Source organism: Jeotgalibacillus haloalkalitolerans, assembly GCF_034427455.1.
Classification (GTDB): domain Bacteria; phylum Bacillota; class Bacilli; order Bacillales; family Jeotgalibacillaceae; genus Jeotgalibacillus; species Jeotgalibacillus haloalkalitolerans.
Window position 1 is genome coordinate 830,856 of record NZ_JAXQNN010000002.1, and the last position, 19,677, is coordinate 850,532.

General features: G+C 42.5%; 17 protein-coding genes and 1 other annotated feature. Of the genes, 1 reads left to right on the forward strand and 16 read right to left on the reverse strand.

The features are described 5' to 3' along the window. Positions 1-190 precede the first annotated feature (190 nt). Entirely contained in the window at positions 191-667 is a 477-nt protein-coding gene (locus UFB30_RS09275; RefSeq protein ID WP_322421385.1) for a YusW family protein, read from the forward strand. Positions 668-704: 37 nt separating this feature from the next. Here UFB30_RS09275 and thrS read toward each other — a convergent pair whose 3' ends face one another. From thrS to mdh, 16 genes are all read right to left on the reverse strand, one after another. Further along, positions 705-2,636, reverse strand: coding sequence for a threonine--tRNA ligase (gene thrS, locus UFB30_RS09280; RefSeq protein ID WP_322421386.1), 1,932 nt, complete (start codon positions 2,634-2,636; stop codon positions 705-707). Positions 2,637-2,687: 51 nt separating this feature from the next. After that, positions 2,688-2,913: a binding site (T-box leader), on the reverse strand. Positions 2,914-3,172: 259 nt separating this feature from the next. After that, positions 3,173-4,111 carry a primosomal protein DnaI gene (gene dnaI / locus UFB30_RS09285; RefSeq protein ID WP_322421387.1) on the reverse strand — a complete coding sequence of 313 codons (939 nt, stop codon included), beginning with the start codon at positions 4,109-4,111 and terminating at the stop codon, positions 3,173-3,175. Continuing rightward, the gene (locus UFB30_RS09290; protein WP_322421388.1) at positions 4,111-5,475 is read right to left on the reverse strand and encodes a replication initiation and membrane attachment family protein; all 1,365 of its coding nucleotides are present in this window, start codon (positions 5,473-5,475) and stop codon (positions 4,111-4,113) included. The genes dnaI and UFB30_RS09290 overlap by 1 nt, the downstream gene beginning before the upstream one ends. Positions 5,476-5,530: 55 nt before the next feature. Continuing rightward, entirely contained in the window at positions 5,531-5,992 is a 462-nt protein-coding gene (gene nrdR / locus UFB30_RS09295) for a transcriptional regulator NrdR (protein WP_039810290.1), read from the reverse strand. Between the two features lie 71 nt (positions 5,993-6,063). Further along, positions 6,064-6,447: a hypothetical protein gene (locus tag UFB30_RS09300; RefSeq protein ID WP_322421389.1), complete on the reverse strand. Its 384-nt coding sequence runs from the start codon at positions 6,445-6,447 to the stop codon at positions 6,064-6,066. 91 nt (positions 6,448-6,538) lie between these two features. Beyond that, complete coding sequence (gene speD, locus UFB30_RS09305) at positions 6,539-6,919, reverse strand: adenosylmethionine decarboxylase (RefSeq protein WP_039810295.1); 381 nt, start codon at positions 6,917-6,919, stop codon at positions 6,539-6,541. Positions 6,920-7,463: 544 nt separating this feature from the next. Further along, positions 7,464-8,501 (reverse strand): glyceraldehyde-3-phosphate dehydrogenase, encoded by a 1,038-nt coding sequence (locus UFB30_RS09310; protein ID WP_322421390.1) that lies wholly within the window; start codon positions 8,499-8,501, stop codon positions 7,464-7,466. 264 nt (positions 8,502-8,765) lie between these two features. Beyond that, positions 8,766-9,362, reverse strand: a complete 597-nt coding sequence (gene coaE, locus UFB30_RS09315) for a dephospho-CoA kinase (protein WP_322421391.1) — start codon at positions 9,360-9,362, stop codon at positions 8,766-8,768. A gap of 10 nt (positions 9,363-9,372) precedes the next feature. Continuing rightward, complete coding sequence (mutM, locus tag UFB30_RS09320) at positions 9,373-10,245, reverse strand: bifunctional DNA-formamidopyrimidine glycosylase/DNA-(apurinic or apyrimidinic site) lyase (RefSeq protein WP_322421392.1); 873 nt, start codon at positions 10,243-10,245, stop codon at positions 9,373-9,375. Positions 10,246-10,262: 17 nt separating this feature from the next. Then, the gene (gene polA / locus UFB30_RS09325) at positions 10,263-12,896 is read right to left on the reverse strand and encodes a DNA polymerase I (protein ID WP_322421393.1); all 2,634 of its coding nucleotides are present in this window, start codon (positions 12,894-12,896) and stop codon (positions 10,263-10,265) included. A gap of 288 nt (positions 12,897-13,184) precedes the next feature. Then, complete coding sequence (gene hflC / locus UFB30_RS09330) at positions 13,185-14,141, reverse strand: protease modulator HflC (RefSeq protein WP_322421394.1); 957 nt, start codon at positions 14,139-14,141, stop codon at positions 13,185-13,187. Continuing rightward, a complete protein-coding gene (gene hflK / locus UFB30_RS09335; protein ID WP_322421395.1) occupies positions 14,131-15,099 on the reverse strand; it encodes an FtsH protease activity modulator HflK in 969 nt (322 codons plus the stop codon). The genes hflC and hflK overlap by 11 nt, the downstream gene beginning before the upstream one ends. 217 nt (positions 15,100-15,316) lie before the next feature. Next, positions 15,317-17,080 (reverse strand): two-component system histidine kinase PnpS, encoded by a 1,764-nt coding sequence (pnpS, locus tag UFB30_RS09340; RefSeq protein ID WP_494337695.1) that lies wholly within the window; start codon positions 17,078-17,080, stop codon positions 15,317-15,319. A 2-nt stretch (positions 17,081-17,082) separates the two neighbouring features. Continuing rightward, a complete protein-coding gene (locus UFB30_RS09345) occupies positions 17,083-17,793 on the reverse strand; it encodes a response regulator transcription factor (RefSeq protein WP_322421397.1) in 711 nt (236 codons plus the stop codon). Positions 17,794-18,087: 294 nt separating this feature from the next. After that, a complete protein-coding gene (locus UFB30_RS09350) occupies positions 18,088-18,564 on the reverse strand; it encodes a MaoC/PaaZ C-terminal domain-containing protein (protein WP_322421398.1) in 477 nt (158 codons plus the stop codon). Positions 18,565-18,723: 159 nt separating this feature from the next. After that, complete coding sequence (mdh, locus tag UFB30_RS09355) at positions 18,724-19,668, reverse strand: malate dehydrogenase (RefSeq protein ID WP_322421399.1); 945 nt, start codon at positions 19,666-19,668, stop codon at positions 18,724-18,726. Positions 19,669-19,677: the final 9 nt, after the last annotated feature.

A 19,677-nucleotide genomic window follows, 5' to 3' on the forward strand; every position in this document is an offset into this window, starting at 1 on the left:
ACTTCTGAGTTGAATGTCAATCCAAGTTCTTAATCAACAAAATTGATAATATCAGATTAAACAACATGAAGCAACACCTTTTCGACAACTTTCTCATTAATTCACTCTTTTTTCATATAATCGTGTTTGAATTTATCCGAAAAGGCTAAACCTAAACTAATTCAAATTAATTATAATGGAGGCGTTCACCATGAGAGTACGTTACGTTTTAACAGCGGCCAGCTTAAGCTTATTACTTGGTGCCTGCGGGGAAGAAGATGAAACCGTTCAGGATCCGGCTCCTGCTGAGGATACGGAGCAGACAGAAGATCAGCCTGCAGATGATACCGGAAATCAGGAAGACACAGGGATTTCATTTCTGGAATTTGATATGGATGCGGACTATGAAGGAAATGATAATGATTTTGAACTTTCATATGATGCTGAAGGAAGCGAAATTGAAGCATCTTATGAAAACGAAAGAGATATGCTGACGATGTCAGGAGACGACGCCTTTCAGGAGATTCAGCCTGTACTGAGTGAATTTGAGTTTACAACTGAAACACCTGATGATGAAGTGATTGACAGGGTGATCGAAGGTTTTGAAGTCGAGGAAGGGTTCCAGTCGATTGAAATAGAAATTAAATTTGAAGACGGAACTGAAAAAGAATATAATCGCGGAAATTAAAAAATCTGCCGGGAGCCTAGCCCGGCAGATTTTTTGTTTATCGAGTGATTTCCAGTTTTAACTGCTTTGCAAAATCCTCAAGTGATGCAGTATCTGTATCCTGCTCACCGTATTTACGGATATTCACTTCGTTATTTTCCATTTCTTTATCCCCTACTACAAGCATGTAAGGAATTTTCTTCATTTGAGCTTCCCGGATCTTATAACCCATCTTCTCATCACGCGTATCAACTTCCACACGTGCACCTGCAAGCTGAAGCTCATCCTGCACTTTTTTCGCAAAGTCTAGGTGAATTGATGGGGACACAGGAATCACCTGTACCTGAACCGGCGCTAACCATGCAGGCAGTGCGCCTTTGTGTTCTTCAATCAGAAAGGCAACAAAACGTTCCATTGTGGATACAACGCCTCGGTGAATTACAACCGGACGGTGCTGCTTGCCGTCTTCACCGATATAATTCAGATCAAAGCGTTCAGGAAGAAGGAAATCAAGCTGAACAGTAGAAAGCGTTTCTTCTTTTCCAATCGCAGTCTTCACCTGAACATCAAGTTTCGGTCCGTAGAATGCCGCTTCTCCTTCTGCCTCAAAGTAGTCATGGCCCATGTCATCCATTGCCTCTTTCAGCATTGCCTGAGCCTTTTCCCACATTTCATTGTCATCAAAGTACTTTTCAGTATCTTCAGGATCACGATAAGACAGACGGAATTTATATTCATGTAAACCGAAGTCTTTATATACTTCTTCGATCAGACGCACAACACGCTGGAATTCTTCTTTAATCTGATCAGGACGGGCAAAGATATGCGCATCATTCAGCGTCATCGCACGTACACGCTGAAGTCCTGACAGTGCACCGGACATTTCATAGCGGTGCATAAGCCCGAGCTCTGCAATTCTGATCGGCAGTTCACGGTAACTGTGAATATCCTGCTTATACACCATCATATGGTGCGGGCAGTTCATCGGACGGAGGACAAGTGTTTCGTTATCCATCTCCATTGGCGGGAACATACCTTCTTCATAGTGATCCCAGTGACCGCTTGTTTTATAAAGCTCTGCGCTTCCAAGTGCCGGTGTATAGACGTGATCATAGCCAAGTGAAATTTCCTTATCTACAATATAACGTTCAATTGTACGGCGGATTGTTGCGCCTTTTGGCAGCCAGATTGGAAGGCCCTGACCTACCAGCTGTGAGCTTGTGAAAAGTTCAAGCTCTTTACCGATTTTGCGGTGATCACGCTGCTTTGCTTCTTCAAGCATTTCCAGGTGGTGATCCAGATCTTCCTTTTTGAAGAAAGCTGTTCCGTAAATTCGCTGAAGCATTTTATTATCACTGTCACCTCTCCAGTAGGCACCGGCTACACTTAACAGCTTGAACTCCTTAATATGCTTTGTTGACGGAACGTGAATCCCGCGGCAAAGGTCAAAGAATTCTCCCTGCTTATAAATTGTCACGTCTTCCTCTGAAGGAATTGCATCGATCAGCTCAAGCTTGTATGGGTCATTGATCTCTTTAAAACGGCTGACTGCTTCCCCGCGGCTGACAACTTCGCGTTCCACGTTAATATTATCACCAGTAATTTTTTTCATTTCCTTTTCGATTCGCGGAAGATCTTCAGTGGAGATTGATGATTCAGTGTCTATATCATAGTAGAATCCACCTTCAATCACAGGACCTACACCGAATTTTGCATCTGGATACAGACGTTTTACTGCCTGTGCCATCAGATGGGCTGCACTGTGTCGCATAACTTCAAGTGATTCTTCGTCATCCGGTGTCAGAATGGCAACTTCTGCATCCTGCTCAAGCGGTGTACGAAGGTCCAGCAGCTGACCGTTTACTTTACCGGCAACAGCTTTCTTTTTGAGTCCTGAAGAAATAGATGATGCGATTTTTTCAACTGTGATCCCTTTTGGATACTCCTTGCTGTTTCCATCAGGAAAAGTTACTTTAATTTGTTCTTCCATGTTGTACACTCCCTTATTTAAAATTTTGCATACAAAAAACCCCATCCCTGGTAAAGGGACGGAGTTATGATAACCCGCGGTTCCACCCTTCTTTCTGAACAAACGTCCAGAATCTCTGGTTCAGCTAACGGGCTGCATCCGGTACAAATTACTGCAATGTTCACTCGTACGGCTCAAGGGTGGTAAATACATTCTGCTTCATAAGAGGATTTCAGCCGGTGTCCTCTCTCTCTTGTAATCAGCTTCAAATGATTCGTGTCCCTGTCAGTGCCTTTAATTATAAATTGTTTTGATAAGAGTCATTTTAGAGTAGGTTTGGTATAAAAGCAAGTTAAATTTTGAAACTCAGACGCCGACTCTCCGTTTCAGGCGGATGCTTTCCGGACGGCGGTCGCCGGGCCAGGCTTCGCCTGCGGGATCTCAGCTGTCCCGCTAATCGTCCCGGAGTCACCGCCTTCCACTTCGAGTCACGCTGTGCTTAATACATTAATGACTTTAGTATATTGTAAGCAACAATCTCAACGCACAGAATTCCGTTAAGCATTCCGCTTATTCTTCCCCTTCATCTCAACAGGGATTGATAAAAACTTAATTCTCTCCATAATTCTTGCAGCTTTGATCGGTTCTTCCTCACCACGCTGTGAATAGGTCAGGTGGTGTTCAAGTCCGTTATAATCGAAATTTGAACTGAAAAAAGTTGGAAGGCCTTCTGCCATCCGGTACTGCAGAATGGTACCAAGCACCTCGTCACGCGCCCAGCTTGAAAGCGATTCTGCTCCAATATCGTCCAGCATCAGAATCGATGATTTTTTCACCGCATCCACTTTTCCTGCGAATGACTGATCTCCAAGGGACTGTTTCATTTCCTTCAGAAATTCCGGGAAATAAAGAATAAAACTTGCTTTATTCTGTTTTTTCAGCTCGTTGGCGATTGCCCCCAGCAAGTAGCTTTTCCCAACACCAAATTTACCGTATAAGTATAGACCTTTATAATGCTCAGGATCTGAGACAAGCTGACTGACAATGTCTTCAGCCATTTGCAAAGCTTTCATTCTTGTCGGGTTATCAACATCAACCTGATCAAAAGTTGCATTTAAGACATCCTTCGGGACATACATACTCTGCACCAGCTTTTCAGTATTGCGCTGCTCCTGTGCTGCGATCTGTCTTGGGCACGGGGCATATTGCATATCGATATAGCCATTTTGAATGATCAGCTTCGGTTCATAGCCTTTCATCGTGTTTTTACATTCTGCCAGGCTTGGACAGTCTGCACATTTTCTTGAACGGGTCATAAATTCATATAATTTGATCATGCCCTGATCAGCGGCATTTGGTGCCAATAGCTGAGCGTTCGCTTGCAGAAAGTTTTGTATTTCAGCATTTGCCGCAATTTCTTTTTTCATCATTTCATATCTTCGTTGAAAATCGTTTGACCCCGAAATACGCCTGATTGTCCGGTTGATCGGATCCATTACTCTTCACCTGCCTTGCGCTTTTTCAATTCACGTTCTTTTAAATATCGTTCACGTTCCTTAAGAAATTCAGGGTCCTCTGCTTCCTCTGTATCATCTGCAGAGGTAAACCAGTCAGGAAGCTTTTCTTTCCGTATCGTTTTTTCTTTTCTTGAAGACTTGCTTCCGCCCGACTTTTTCCACGTCAAATAATTCTTATGTTCTTTCTTCGCTTCAGCCATCGCTTCTTCAGCTGTTTTAATGCCGATCCTTACCCATTGTGAAGCAATCTGCTCTGTAAAGCCTTTTGTCAGCTTCATGTTTGTCCGCAGAAGAACAAACTGAATTAACACATTGATCACTTCATCAGGCAGCTTTTTTTCATGGATCAGATGATCGATCAGCTCAAGCTCTGCATTTGAAGGCTTGACACCTTTTGAGGCATCAATCAGCACCTGTACAGGTGAGCTCTTTTTCAGATACTGAAGTGTCTGATCTTCTGAATCAGGGAGCTTTTGAGCCGCCTGCGTCTGTTCAGCAAAATGCTTTAAAGCAGGTAACGCTGAATTGGTTTTGAGCTGGAAAGAATCACGGCATGCTTTCCTCAGGGCGGCAGTATCAATCTTATCTTCCTCTGTTACTGAAGAGAGGATTGGACTTTTCATTTCCTGCTCCGATAATCCGTATAGCAGTGACAGTTTGACAATCAGCTGCTTCACATCATAAGTCAGTGTTTTTCTGGGCACCATTGCTTCTGATAACCCTGCATATAGCGCATGGAAATCAAACGCCTTAAAATCAGCAGCCACCCCTCTGCTTTCACCCTTAAAAGTGAGTGATTTGCCATCCTCCACTTTCTCCGGCATATGAGGAGCAATATTTGCATCTGAGTAAAAAACGTCCTGAAATGAGCGGGTAACTTCCTCATATGACTGAAGGTTATCATATGAAACCGTAAACCTTTTTTTCAGTCTCTGGAACTGGCTTGCACCAATCTGCCTGTATAAAAAAACGCTGAGCATCGGATCCTCAAAAAATGCCTTGGCACTGAGTGGCGGCTGAACCTGATAAGCATATGATTTTTTGTCACCTGTCTTCAGATAAGTTTTCAGCAGACCCATTCCTTCAAGTCTGATTCTTGCCTGAAAAATACGTTCAAGCGGCACTGACATAAGATCCATTAACGTTTTATGTGTGCGCGGCTCTCCCTCCAGCTGATAGCGCTCAACTTCAAGCCATAATAAGTGATAAAGGCTGATCGCATCTGCTCCAAGAAGAGGCTGGTACAAAAATGACACCAGCTCTCTGTCATGTTCACTTAACTGTCCATTCAGCTGAACTTTATATTCATCTGAGGGCTGTATTTCTTTCCATAAACTCGTCATAAACTCAGACCTTTCATCTTTCCAAATCTACAAAAAAAGAGCAGCTGACTGCTCTCTATTTTCTTTCTTTATTCAACAGTTCTTTCATTTCCTCTATGAAAACATTTAAGTCTTTAAATTCCCGGTAAACAGACGCAAATCTTACATAAGCAACCTCATCTACTGATGAAAGTCTATCCATCACCATTTCTCCAATATCGACTGAAGGAATTTCTGAAATCCCCTGACTGCGAAGCTCTCTTTCAATATCAGATGCAATCTGTTCAAGCTTCTCAAATGGGACAGGCCGCTTTTCACAAGCTTTAATCAAGCCCCGCAGAATTTTGTCTCTGCTGAACTGTTCGCGGATTCCGTCTCTTTTTACCACAATCAGCGGAATCTCTTCAACTTTTTCAAAGGTTGTAAAGCGATACTGACAATCTTCACATTCTCTTCTTCGCCGGATCGACTTTCCATCATCGACTTGTCTGGAATCGATCACTCTTGTTGCGTTTTCATGGCAGGATGGACATTTCATTTCACCAGCTCCACATCGAATCTATTTCCTCTAATGATACTGAAAAAAAGCCGAAATCACAAGGATTCCTCTTACTTTTCAGCCTCCCTCATTTCTTTTGCAAGTGCCTGATAGCACGTTGCAATTTCTTCTTTTAATTTCGGGTAAGCTCCGCCGACAACCATCTGGTCAGTAGACGCTTTCAAATCGAGTGCTGTATGCATCGGTCTTGTACTGACAACGGTTGCAATTAAAAACATTTTAGGACTCTTAGTGCGGGTGATCATAATTTCCCCATGATCTTTTGATTCTGATGAGATTTCATACCCGTCACCCGAAAAATATCTTTTCACTTCATCATATACTTTGTCGAATGATACTTTATAATATCTTGTTTCAAGCTCTTTTTCCTGATGCTTATCTGCCGTTTCACATTCCTGGCTGAACCTTTTAAAAACTCCTTTTAACTTGGCCAACGTGATTCCTCCTCAAGTGTCTATACCTTTAGTTTATCAGATTACATAGAAAATAAAAAAAGAGATGCGAAAATGCACCTCTTTTGTCATATTAACCTGCGTGAACAGTTGATTGTGGTACTTTAACAGGTCCCATACCACGCGGCACTTCAATCGTTTCACGAGTCTCAGCACCAAGTGATTCAGCGATATGATTCGCCGCAACATTTGGATCAAGATCTCCACATGTGTATACATCTATACTCGCATAGCCGTGTTCAGGGAAGCTGTGAATCGTTAAGTGTGATTCTGAAATGATCACGACTCCACTTACACCCTGCGGCGCAAATTTATGAAATGCAACTTCTCTAACTTCAGCACCTGATTTCAGTGCAGCATCTACGAATGTTTGTTCAATTAATTCCATGCTGTTCAACTTTTCAAAGTCACAGCCCCATAATTCCGCTATTACATGACGACCCATTGTTTCCATTGATCGTTCCCCCTTACTGAAAATTTGAACTTACCCGGTTAATCAGACCCTACTGCCACGGGGGAAAGTTAGTCCAATGAGGTCCTAACCCTTTAAGCAGAAGTTATGTTGTGTGAACCGGAATAAGATCACGAAAATCAGTATAAGGTTTTTTGAATGATTTTGCAATGATTTGTTTTTATTTAGAGATATTTCTGCTTTGTTATTAAGGCCGGGCGGTGAGCCCCTCCGGCTTCGCCGTATGGTCTGACCTGTCCCTTTCCGCCGCCTTCTGCTCCGGTCACCCTAATTGCAAATTTAAAGAAGTTAAAACAACAGTGCTTTATTACTCTGTCTCCCAACTTTATAGAGAATTTCCTAGTGTGTAACTGAGCGTAAGGCGGCGACTCCGGGACGATTAGAGGGAAGCTGAGACCCCGCAGGCGCTCTCGCCGAGGAGGCTCAGCAACCTCCGTCCGGAAAGCGTCCGCCTGAAGTGTAGTGCAACGATTTAAAAAGACCAAGACATAATGTCCTGGTCTCATAATGTATTTACGTCTTTGAATTATGAAGCAGTTACTTCTCTCTGTGATTGTTCCATCTGTTTTGCAAGGTGCTGAACAAGATCTACAACACGGCATGAGTAACCCCACTCATTGTCGTACCATGCAAGTACTTTAACTTTTGTTGCACCCATGACCATTGTAGAAAGGCCGTCAACGATTGCTGAGTTCGGGTTTGTATTAAAGTCGATTGATACAAGTGGTTCTGTAGTGTATGACACAATTCCGTTCATTTCGTTTTCTGCCGCTCTTCTGAAGGCATTATTTACTTCTTCAACTGTTACTTCCCGTTTCACATCAACAACAAGGTCCACAAGTGATACGTTTGGCGTTGGTACACGAAGTGCCATACCGTGCAGTTTACCCTGAAGGTTAGGCAAAACTTTACCTAACGCTTTGGCAGCACCTGTTGAAGTTGGAATAATTGATTGTCCGCATGAACGTGCTCTGCGCAGGTCTTTATGCGGGTTATCAATGTTTTTCTGGTCATTTGTATATGCGTGCACAGTTGTCATTAATCCATTTTCAATGCCAAATTCCTGATCAAGAATTTTAGCAACCGGTGCCAGGCAGTTTGTTGTACATGAAGCATTTGAAATCACGTCATGCTCATGGACATTCAGGTCCTTTTCGTTAACGCCCATTACAATCATTACATCTTCCTGTTTACCAGGTGCTGTGAGTACGACCTTTTTCGCACCTGCATCCAGATGAAGTGCCGCTTTATCGCGCGCATTAAATTTACCTGTCGCTTCGATGACAATATCAATGTTCATAGAAGCCCACGGCAGGTTCGCAGGATCCCTGTCACTTACAAGCTTAATTTCTTTACCATTTACAATTAACGCATCCTCTTTCGCAATTACTTCTGCAGCAAATGCGCCATGAGTAGAGTCATATTTAATCAGGTGAGCCAGTGTTTCAGGCGGGTAGCTCGCATTGATTGCTACAATATTAAGTGTATCTTCCATAACCGCTTTTCTAAACACCATACGGCCGATTCGGCCAAACCCGTTGATTGCAATGTTCGTCTTGTTCATGAGGATCCCCCTAATAATGTTATACTTATTTTCAAATTAACTAGCATTAGTATAACATATTAAAAGCGTTTGCAAATACATAATGACAATTTTTTTATAAGATCTTTTATAAGAGTTCGCCTGACTAATCCAGTTAATTTCCGCTCCAGGCAGATGCTTTCCGGGTAGCAGACCAGGCTCCGCATGACCGGTTTCTAAACAAAAAGAGTATCACCCCTTTTAACTTATAAGGTGATACTCTTTTTGAATATAGAACTTTATTATTCAAGGTGTCAGTTTCCAATCTTTAATCAATTGGTGTAGCTGTTCAATGGATTGTTCAATAGTTCCGCTGTTGTCGATTACTGCATCTGCCTGTTCACGTTTTTGTTCGACCGGGATTTGTGAAGCGATTCTTGATGCAGCTTCTTTTTCGCTGAAGTCATTCCGCTTCATCAGACGTTCTTTTTGAACTGCTTCCGGTGCATATACAACCAGCACCTTTTCTACCATCCACTGAAGTTTGCTTTCAAACAGTAATGGAATATCCAGAAATACGGTCTGTTTTCCTTCAGTAAAAGCCTGGTCTTTTTGAGCAAGCATATCTGCACGGACAGCCGGATGGACGATTTCATTCAGCTGCTTCCGTTTCTGTTCATCATTAAAAATGATTTCACCTAATTTCGGCCTGTCCAGCTGACCGTCTTCTGTGAATACTGCATCCCCGAACGTTTCCTTGATTTTCTTGTATGCTTCTTCTCCGGGTTCGACTACTTTTCGTGCCGACTGATCTGCATCAATCACTGTATAGCCCATATTGATGAGTTCATTTGCAATTGTACTTTTCCCTGTGGCAATACTGCCTGTTAACCCAATAATCATGAAAGTCCCCTCACTTTTGACATGTCGTACAGTAGTGCGATGTTCTGCCTCCTACAACAGCTTTTCTAACGGATGCGTGACAAACCGGGCAGACAGATTTCGCATACATCTGCAGGCGCTCCTGCATCCCGCCGGCTTCACCGTTTACATTGCGGTAGTCAGATATACTGCTGCCTCCTGCTGCGATCCCTTCCTGAAGAACATCAACAATGTGTTGAAAAAGTTCCCGTTTCTTTTTCAAGCTGAGACGGTCTGTTCGTCTTTTCGGACTCACGCCTGCCCTGAACAGCGCTTCTGTTGCATAAATATTGCCACATCCTGCAATGACACTGTGATGCATGATAGATTCTTTAATCGGTTTGCGTGAAAATTTCGGAAGCGTCAGCGCAGCCAGAAATCTGATCTCAGCATCTTCATCAAAAGGTTCCGGACCGATCTCAGCCAGTGGAGAGTGTACATCTTCAGACGGCAGAAATCTCATTTCACCAAACCTGCGGATATCTGAGTAAACCAGTTTTTGACCATTTGATAAGCCGAATACGACATGTACATGATTGCGGAACCTGTCTTCCAAAATCTCACCAAGTTCCCCGACGACAAACCAGGCCCCGGTCATCCCTAAGTGAGACAGAATCAGCATGCCTTCTTCTTCCTGTCCCAGCCGGAAAAGGAGATACTTGCTCCGGCGGTCAATGGCTGAAATGTATTTCTTTTCAACAGCGAACTTGAATGCGTCCAGCCCTTCTCCTTTTACCACAGCTTTTCTGCCTGCTTCGTGTGCTTTCATCACAGTTTCAGAAAACGTTACGTCCTCTATTGTGAGTCCTTCAATTTTAGGAGAGAGACCCCTTTTCACATGTTCAACTTCCGGTAATTCAGGCATGTCTCTATTCCCCTTTCCTACTTTGCATCGTACCAGGTGCTGCCATACGAGTAATCGACTTTCAATGGTACTGACAGCTCAACTGCTGACTCCATCACTTCAGGTACGATCTGTTCAAGCTTTTCGATTTCATCCTTCGGACACTCAAAAATCAGTTCATCGTGCACCTGAAGCAGCATACGCGTCTGAAGGTTTTCAGCTTTCAGCCGCTCGGCCATTTCAATCATGGCTTTTTTAATGATGTCAGCAGCTGTTCCCTGAATTGGTGTGTTCATTGCTGTACGTTCAGCAAAGCCTCTCAGGTTGAAATTTCTGCTTGTAATCTCCGGAATATATCTCCGGCGGTGCAGCAGTGTTTCAACATACCCCTTCTGTTTTGCCTCATGAATGATGTCATCCATATATTCTTTCACTTTAGGGTAGCTGTCGAGGTACTTTTTAATAAAGTCAGCAGCTTCTTTTCTTGTAATATCAAGGCTTTGTGACAGCCCATAATCACTGATGCCATAGACAATCCCGAAGTTAACTGCTTTTGCATGTCTTCTCATTCCTGAAGTCACATTTTCTTTTGCGACGCCAAAGACGTCCATTGCGGTTTTTGTGTGGACATCCATCCCTTTATGGAAGGCTTCTTTTAAGCCCTCGTCATCTGAAATGTGTGCAAGTACTCTCAGTTCAATCTGTGAGTAGTCAGCAGCAAACATGACCCATTCTTTTTCAGACGGGACAAATGCCTGTCTGATTTTACGGCCTTCTTCAAGTCTGATCGGGATATTCTGAAGATTTGGGTCAGTTGAACTCAACCGGCCTGTCTGAGTGAGCACCTGATTGTATCTTGTATGAATTTTATTTGAATCATCATGAATCACCTTGAGCAGCCCTTCAATATAAGTCGACTGCAGCTTACCCAGCTGTCTGAACAGCAGGATATGTTCAATGATTTCATGCTCCGGCTTTAACTTTTCCAGAATATCAGCTGATGTTGAATAGCCTGTTTTCGTTTTCTTTAATACAGGAAGCTTCAGATTCTCAAAAAGAATAACACCCAGCTGCTTCGGTGAGTTGATATTAAATTCCTCGCCGGCAATTCTGTAGATATCTGACTGGATCTCTTCAAGCTTTTTCTTAAGCTCCACGCCCATATCCTTTAAACGGTCGATATCAACCTGCACGCCTGTTCTTTCCATTTCAGCAAGAACGGCCGCAAGCGGCAGCTCAAGTTTTTCAAAAAGTTCAAGCTGTTCATTTTTCTCAAGCGCGCTGATACACGTTTCTTTAATCGCATGAATTGTTGCTGCTTTTCTTGCTGTGTGCTGCATCAGTTCATTTTTTTCAGGCACTTTCTTTTTAGCACCTTTGCCGTAAACTGATTCATCTGTCGGCACTGCATCTGCGCCATGACGTTTTGCGATTGAAGCAAAATCATCCGCTGCTTCAGAAGCGTCAATGACGTAAGATGCAATCAGCAGATCAAAGTCTATTCCTTTTAAGTGCATACCTAGACGGTCAAAAGCGACAATTGACTCTTTCGCATCATAGACAGATTTTGTTACGTTCTCATCTTCAATCCATTTTTTAAACACCTCTGATTTTGCTGCATTCTCAGGTGAGATAAAGTACGTTTTTTTATCAGCATGAACAGAGATCCCTAAAATATCTGCTGTGTGGTAGTTCACATCATATAGCTCCACATACAGTTCCGCATGAGAAGGAAGGTCACCGTCTTTGAAGTCTGTTACCTCTTCCCATTCGATATCTTTCAGTTCAATTTCTTCCTCTTCACCGTCCAGCTTATCAAGCAGTGAATTAAACCCTAGTTCCTTATACAGCTTTGTCAGCTTATCGTAATTTACTTCCTGCTTTTCAAGCTCATCCAGCTTGACAGTTACAGGTGCAGTCCTTGTAATCGTTGCGAGCTTCTTACTCATTTCAGCGAGCTGTTTGTTTTCTTCAAGCTTTTCCTTGAGCTTTTTACCGCTCACTTCATCAATTGAGTTCAATACATTTTCAAGCGTGCCGAATTGCTTCAGCAGCTTAATCGCTGTTTTCTCACCGACACCCGGCACTCCCGGGATATTATCTGAGGAATCACCCATTAACCCTTTCATATCGATAATCTGATCCGGCGTAAGACCGTATTTTTCTTCTATATGGGAAGGTGTATATTTCTCAAGGTCCGTAATCCCTTTTTTCGTAATATCCACCCGGATTTTTTCAGACGCTAATTGCGTTAAATCCTTATCGCCTGAAATAACAACTGTTTCAAAGCCGTCTTTTTCAGCCTGTGTACTTAATGTACCGATAATGTCATCGGCTTCATATTGATCAAGCTCATAATATTTAATATTGTGGGCATCAAGTAAATCACGAATGAAAGGAAATTGTTCTGAAAGCTCAGGCGGAGTCTTTTGTCTGCCACCTTTATAGTCTTCAAATGTTTTGTGGCGGAACGTCGTTTTACCGGCGTCAAAAGCGACCATCAGGTGTGTCGGCTTTTCCTCATCCAGCAGTTTCATCAGCATGGTGGTAAATCCGTAAATCGCATTTGTATGTATGCCTTTATCATTGTTCAGTAATGGCAGGGCAAAAAAAGCACGATAGGCAATACTGTTCCCATCGATCAGCATTAATTTTTTCGACAAACCGATCATCTCCTCTATATCAAATTAACCCAGCGGCGGTTTGATCGCTAAAGTTTTGTTTACTAAATCGCTCTATTGAAAGCCCATTGTTGTTTTTGCACAGTTGGTGATTCTCGCTGCAGGGGGCGACTCCTATGGCAGGAAGGGACAGGTGAGGCTTATGGCGAAGCCTGCTGGCTCATCGCCCGGCCATGGAAAGCGTCCCCCTGGAGCGGAGATCACCAGCCTACTTCATAAAAAAAGCTGTTTTCCCTCTTCATTTTAGCATGTCCAAAATGAAAGGGAAAACAGCGGGCATTATTCTGTTATACCTTGAAGAAGTGACGCGTATGGTGAATCAGACGGCAGAATGATCATTGTTTCATCATTTACCGTTGTCTTGTATGATTCAAGTGTTCTATAGAGCTCATAGAACTCCGGGTCCTCAGAGAATGCCTCATTATACATTCTTGCAGCCTCTGCTTCACCTTCTGCACGAATCACATCTGCATCAGCATTCGCCGTTGATAGAAGCTCTCTTACTTCACGGTCTGTATTAGCTTCAATCCTGTTTTTGTTGGCATCGCCTGTAGACAGGTAATCCTGTGCTGTTGCCTGACGCTCAGAGATCATATTCGTATAAACCGCCTGTTCATTTTCTTCAGGAAGGTTTGTCTGTTTCATGCGTACATCAACCACTTCAATTCCAAATTGCTCCTGTTTCAGAAGTTCATTTACCCTCTCAGTAATCCGGTCATTCAAACTTCCCCGGGAGGATTTTTCATCATTAATAATCTGATCATAATCAAACTGACCAAGCTCAGATCTGACAACCGAGTAAATATATTCTTCCATACGTGACTCAGCGTTTATCATCGTACCGGCGTTAGAGATCATGCTGACCGGATCAGTGATACGCCAGACTGAATAGTTATCAATAATCAGTCTCTTTTTGTCTTTTGTATTGATTTCCGCTTCTGACACATCATAGGTCATTTGATACTTAGGCAGTGTTGTCACTGATTGTACAAAAGGAATTTTCGCGTTTAAGCCGGGCTCGTCAATGATTTTAACCACTTCTCCAAACTGTCGTACAACCCGGTATTCACCTTCTTTTACAATGAACACATTTAAAAGTGTCGTAATCAGGAGGAACAGTAATAGACCAATGAGTATGAATACCTTAGTGAATTTCCGCCACTCAATCTCTGTTTTTGGTTTATTAGTTTTCGGCTTTTTATTAAATTCAAAAATTTTATTCTGATCATTGTCCATTTGCAGATTCCTCACTTTCTTCAGTCACTGCGGGCTGCTGCTGACGCTCCGGCTTTAAAGGGAGGTATTTCATAGTATCGCCGTCATCATTCATGATATAGAGCTTTGTACCAGGGAGTACCTCTTCCAATGTTTCAAGGATTAAGCGCTCACGGGTAATTTCAGGGTTATTTTGATACTCGATCAGAATTTCATTAAAGATGGCAATATCTCCTCGCGCCTGTTCGATTCTGGAAGCTCTCTCACCTTCGGCTCTTGAAATAATTGCGTCTTTTTCACCTTTTGCTTCATTCACTTTCTGGCTGCGATATTTTTTCGCTTCATTTTCTTTCGTAATCGCGCCTTCACGTGCATCTGTTACAGCAGTAAATGCCTGACGCACTTCAGCATTCGGGAGTTCAACATCCTGCAGCTGGACTGCCTGTACTGAAACACCGATCTCATATTTTTCAATTAGTGATGCGAGCAGCTCTCTTGTTTCAGCCTCAATTTCCGCCTTACCTGAAGTCAGGGCAGCATCGATTGTGGAGCTTCCGATAATACTTCTGATTGATGCTGACGTTGCATCGTATAAAACTTCCTGTGGATCCTCAGCGTTGAATAAATAATCTTTTGGTTCTGTAATTTTCCACTGTACTACAAGGTCTGCAAGCACGATATATTCATCTCCGGTAATCATCACAGTTTCTTCAGGAAAGGATTTGATTTCTCCATCTTCCTCTTCATAACCGAACTGAAGACTAAATGTTTCCTTAGATAAAATTTCTACTTGCTGTATTGGCCAGGGCAGTTTAAATTTCAGCCCGGATTCTGTAATTGTTTCGTTGGCTTCACCAAATGTCAGAACGAGTGCCTGTTCTGATTCATCGACTGTGTACCATGATGTAAAAAGAACAATTAATAATAATGCCGAACCGACGACAATGCCAATGCCGGCCATGATCCGCCTGATACTCATGTCTATCTTCCTTTCTGTATGTAATAACTTCTATACGTTAAATATTACAAAAAGGTTTCAAGATCTTTTAAGCACAATAGAAAAAGCGTGAACGGGGTCTGTTCACGCTTTTTCTTGGGGTTCCCTGGATGAAGGGGTTTTCACTTAGTATCTTATCAATGAAATATTAAGTCACTGTCATGCCAGTGTAAATTTCATGTAAAGATTCACATTCCTGCTACTTATTCACTTTTAACGGTAATGTGATTGTGAAAACCGTTCCTTTCTCAGGTTCACTGTCTACAGTGATTTCACCGTTATGAACTTCGATGATATGTTTTACAATTGCTAGTCCAAGTCCTGTCCCTCCGGAATTTCTGCTGCGCGCTTTATCCACTCTGTAAAAGCGTTCAAAAATCCGTGAGAGCTCTTCTTTCTCCATACCAATCCCATGGTCTATAAACTGCAGCTGAATTCGATCCTCCAGCTTTTTAGATTTAACGATGACATCCTGATTGGCATAAGAGTACGTTAAAGCATTGGTCAGCAGGTTAATAAACACCTGCTTCAGTCTGTCTGCATCTCCTTCAATCATCAGAGGTTTCTGCAGGTCCAGCTGGATAGAGGCATTTTTTTGATTTGCCTTATGAGTCATCATCATAGAGACATCCTCTAAGGTTTCAGCAATATCGACCTGACCAAGCGTTAACTTGAATCCCTGCTGCTCAACTCGAGAAAGCTCCAGAAGATCCTGAATGAGCATTTGCAGCCTGTCACTTTCTTTTGCGATGATTTGAAGAAATGACTCCAGTGCACCTTTATCATTCATCGCACCATCAAGCAGTGTTTCTGTAAATCCTTTAATCGAAGTAATTGGCGTTTTTACTTCATGTGATACATTGGCCACAAAGTCTTTTCTCATCTGCTCGAGTTTTTTCAGCTCTGAGATATCATGAAACACCAGGACAATGCCCTGCCATGCACTGCGTTCACCGATAATCGGCGCACCATACACTTCAAGGTGCTTCTGAGGAAATGTCTCTTCAATCAGAATCTGTTTTCTGACGCGCTGTTCTGTTAAAAACACTTCTTCAGCAAGCGCATTGACCTGCTGGTTTTTAAAAACGTCCACATAGCTTTCATTTAGGACGTCTTCTATTTTCGAATGAAAGAAAGTGAGGAATGGCCGGTTAACAAGAACAATATACCCCTGCTTGTCAATCATGATCAGACCGCTACCCATGTTTTCAATCAATGTTTTTAACCGATCCTGCTGGACAGACTGCTCACTGACCATTTCCTGAAGGTTTCTTGCAAGAATGTTAATCGCATTGCTTAACATACCTGTTTCATCTGCCCGATCTTCAAATGTCCGCGCCTTATAATTCCCTTTAGCAAGCTGAATGGCCACTTCAGTCGCTGATTCGATCGGCTTTGTATATTGGTTTGTAATTCTGGCACCGATATAAATGATCATCCCAAGCGCGGCACCGAGTGTGATCGCCAATATCAGCCAGATCTGCCGGTATACATTTTCCAGGTTATCAAAAGAAGCGGCAAGAACGACATAACCACTTTCAGAACCTGTTTCCACATTACTGATATAATAAAAGTTTGTATCATCAGTATCCGCCGGGAACCTTACAATACCGTTTGAAGGTCCAGGCAGAGAGTTATCAATCTCATCAAGCATCATCTCATGGTCAATATCTGAGACTGTCTGACCGGAATCGTACACCATTTCAGTATCTTCATTTAAGATTGTGATTCTCGTTTCCAGGACTTCACTCAGTTCATCAAATAATTCAGATCTCAACTCATTAAAAGACGGCTCACGTTCAGTCTGGTTAATCACAATATTCATTTCTTTTTCTATTCTTGAGTGCAGTGCATTCAGATAATAAGATTTCACCAATTCTCCGATGATAATCCCAAGGCCTACCAGCACTAACACAATCAGCGTTATTAATGCAAAGAGCAGCCGGCCTTTAAATGAAGTCAGCCTCACGTTACTTTTGGCTTCTCCATTTTATAACCAAGACCCCTGATTGTTTTAATATAAACCGGCTTTTTCGTATTCTCTTCAATCTTTTCACGTAAATGGCTGATGTGAACATCCACAATACGTGTATCCCCTGCAAAGTCATAGTTCCAGACTGTCTGTAAAAGCTGATCTCTCGTTAATACGCGGCCTTTATTTTCAATTAAATACACGAGTAATTCAAATTCTTTCGGCGTCAGATCAATATGCTCCCCTTTATAGAAAGCTTCATATTGTTCAGGATATACCTTCACTTCCCCAAGCTCGATAAAATCCTCTTCCACCTCAGGTTCTTTTACTTCCAACCGTCCTGACCTGCGGAGGATCGCCTTTACTCTCGCTACAACTTCCCGTGGACTGAATGGTTTTGTCATATAATCATCAGCACCAAGCTCAAGACCGAGTACTTTATCAAACTCCTCATCTTTTGCAGTCAGCATAATGATTGGTATATGAATCTGTTTTTGGCGAAGCTGCTTGCACACTTCAATGCCATCCATTACCGGGAGCATCAGATCGAGCACCAGCAGATCAGGATCTTCACTTTCTACAAGCGCAATTCCTTCAGCACCGTCATATGCCGTTAATACTTCATAGCCTGACTGTTCCAAATTATACTTTAACAGTGTCACAATCGACTGTTCATCATCTACAACCAGTACTTTTTTCTTCATCTTAACCCTCCAGAAGCTAGTATTAACCCCAGATCATCCGATTCCATTATAGTACAAATTCAGCAGGGATGGCGATTTTATTATGTGAATTGTAAAGTATAGATTAGCCGCTGCTGATCTCCGCTTCAGGCGGACGCTTTCCGGACGGTGGTTGCTGAGCCTCCTTAGGCAAGCCTTGCGGGGTCTCAGCTTCCCGCTGTACCGGAGTCGCCGCCTTACGCTCCAATCATCAGCTAAATGGAAATAAATTCATACTAGTTAATTTTCAAAAAAAAGACCTTATAAGAAGGTCTTTTAGAAATTTTCCAGTGCTGAACTGTTAAATTTTTGAAGTTTGTCCGGTGGGCAGACGACGACTGTTCCTTCAATGACTGTGTCTCCGCTTTCATCTGTGCCGCGCACGCTGATTTCAACTTCTGATTTCGGGCGGTCAATGGCTTTAATTTCAAATACATAGTCTACAGTCGCATAGTGGTATAACGGTTTTGGAAAGCTCAGATTGTGACTCTTTATATGAGATCCCGGTCCAGGCATATATTTTGAAACAGCTGATGTCACAAATCCTGTCAGCATGATTGTTGGTACAATCGGTTTTTTATATGAGGTCTGTGAAGCATAGTCGTGCTGAATATAAAGTGGATTTGAATCATTCGTTAATCCCAGAAATAACAGCAGGTCCTTATCTTCGATTTTTTCAGTTAGTGTTAATTTTTCTCCGATTGACATATCTTCAATCTGACGTCCGATCTTTCTTTTTTTCCCCAGTAACATGTTTATTCCCCCTTGATGACTTTGATCATAACCCCTGAGTTTTTTTCAATATTTTTTAATCCTCTGTCTTCATTATAAGTGAAGTATCTTATATTAAGTAAGCTTTTTATCTCACTTTGCAAAAAAGGAACTGCCCGGTTCAGCAGTTCCTCCTCATATTCAAGTTGATGATAATGCACTCATCACACTGCGTACTGAATCTGCAGATTTTTGAAGCTGTGTTTTCTCTTCATCTGTCAGGTCAAGCTCAATGATCTTTTCGATCCCCTTGCCCCCAAGAACTGTCGGCACGCCAAGGTAGATCCCATCAAAGCCGTATTCACCTTCAAGATAGGCAACTGACGGTAATACACGCTTTTGATCTTTTAAGATCGCTTCAGTCATTTCCATCAGAGCTGCAGCCGGCGCATAATAAGCTGAACCGTTACCAAGCAGTGCGACAATTTCACCGCCGCCTTTTCTTGTGCGCTCGATGATTTCCTCAAGACGTTCTTTTGGAATTAATTTTTCAAGCGGAACACCGCCTGCATTTGAATAGCGCGTCAGTGGTACCATGTCATCTCCGTGACCACCAAGTACAAACCCCTGAATATCCTTCACAGATAAACCGAGTTCTTCAGCTACAAATGTATTGAATCTTGCAGTATCCAGTACGCCGGATTGACCAATCACACGTTCTTTCGGGAAGCCGGACTCTTTAAATACTGTATATGTCATCGCATCCACTGGGTTTGACAGTACCAGAATCGTTGTGTCAGGTGAATGTTTCACAATTTCAGCAGTGACTGATTTCATGATTTTTTCATTCGTCTGTACAAGGTCATCACGGCTCATACCCGGTTTTCTCGGCAGCCCTGCAGTAATGATAACAACATCAGAATCTGCAGTGTCAGCATAATCAGATGTACCTTTAATTGTTACGTCATAACCGAACACAGGACCCGCTTCAAGCATATCGAGCGCTTTCCCTTTTGTCGGCCCTTCATTTTGAGGAATGTCTACAAGCACGATATCTCCAAGTTCTTTTTGAGCTAAAAACAATGCAGTTGTAGCACCGGTAAAACCTGCGCCAACTACCGAGATTTTATTACGTGTAAATGCCATTTCTAATTC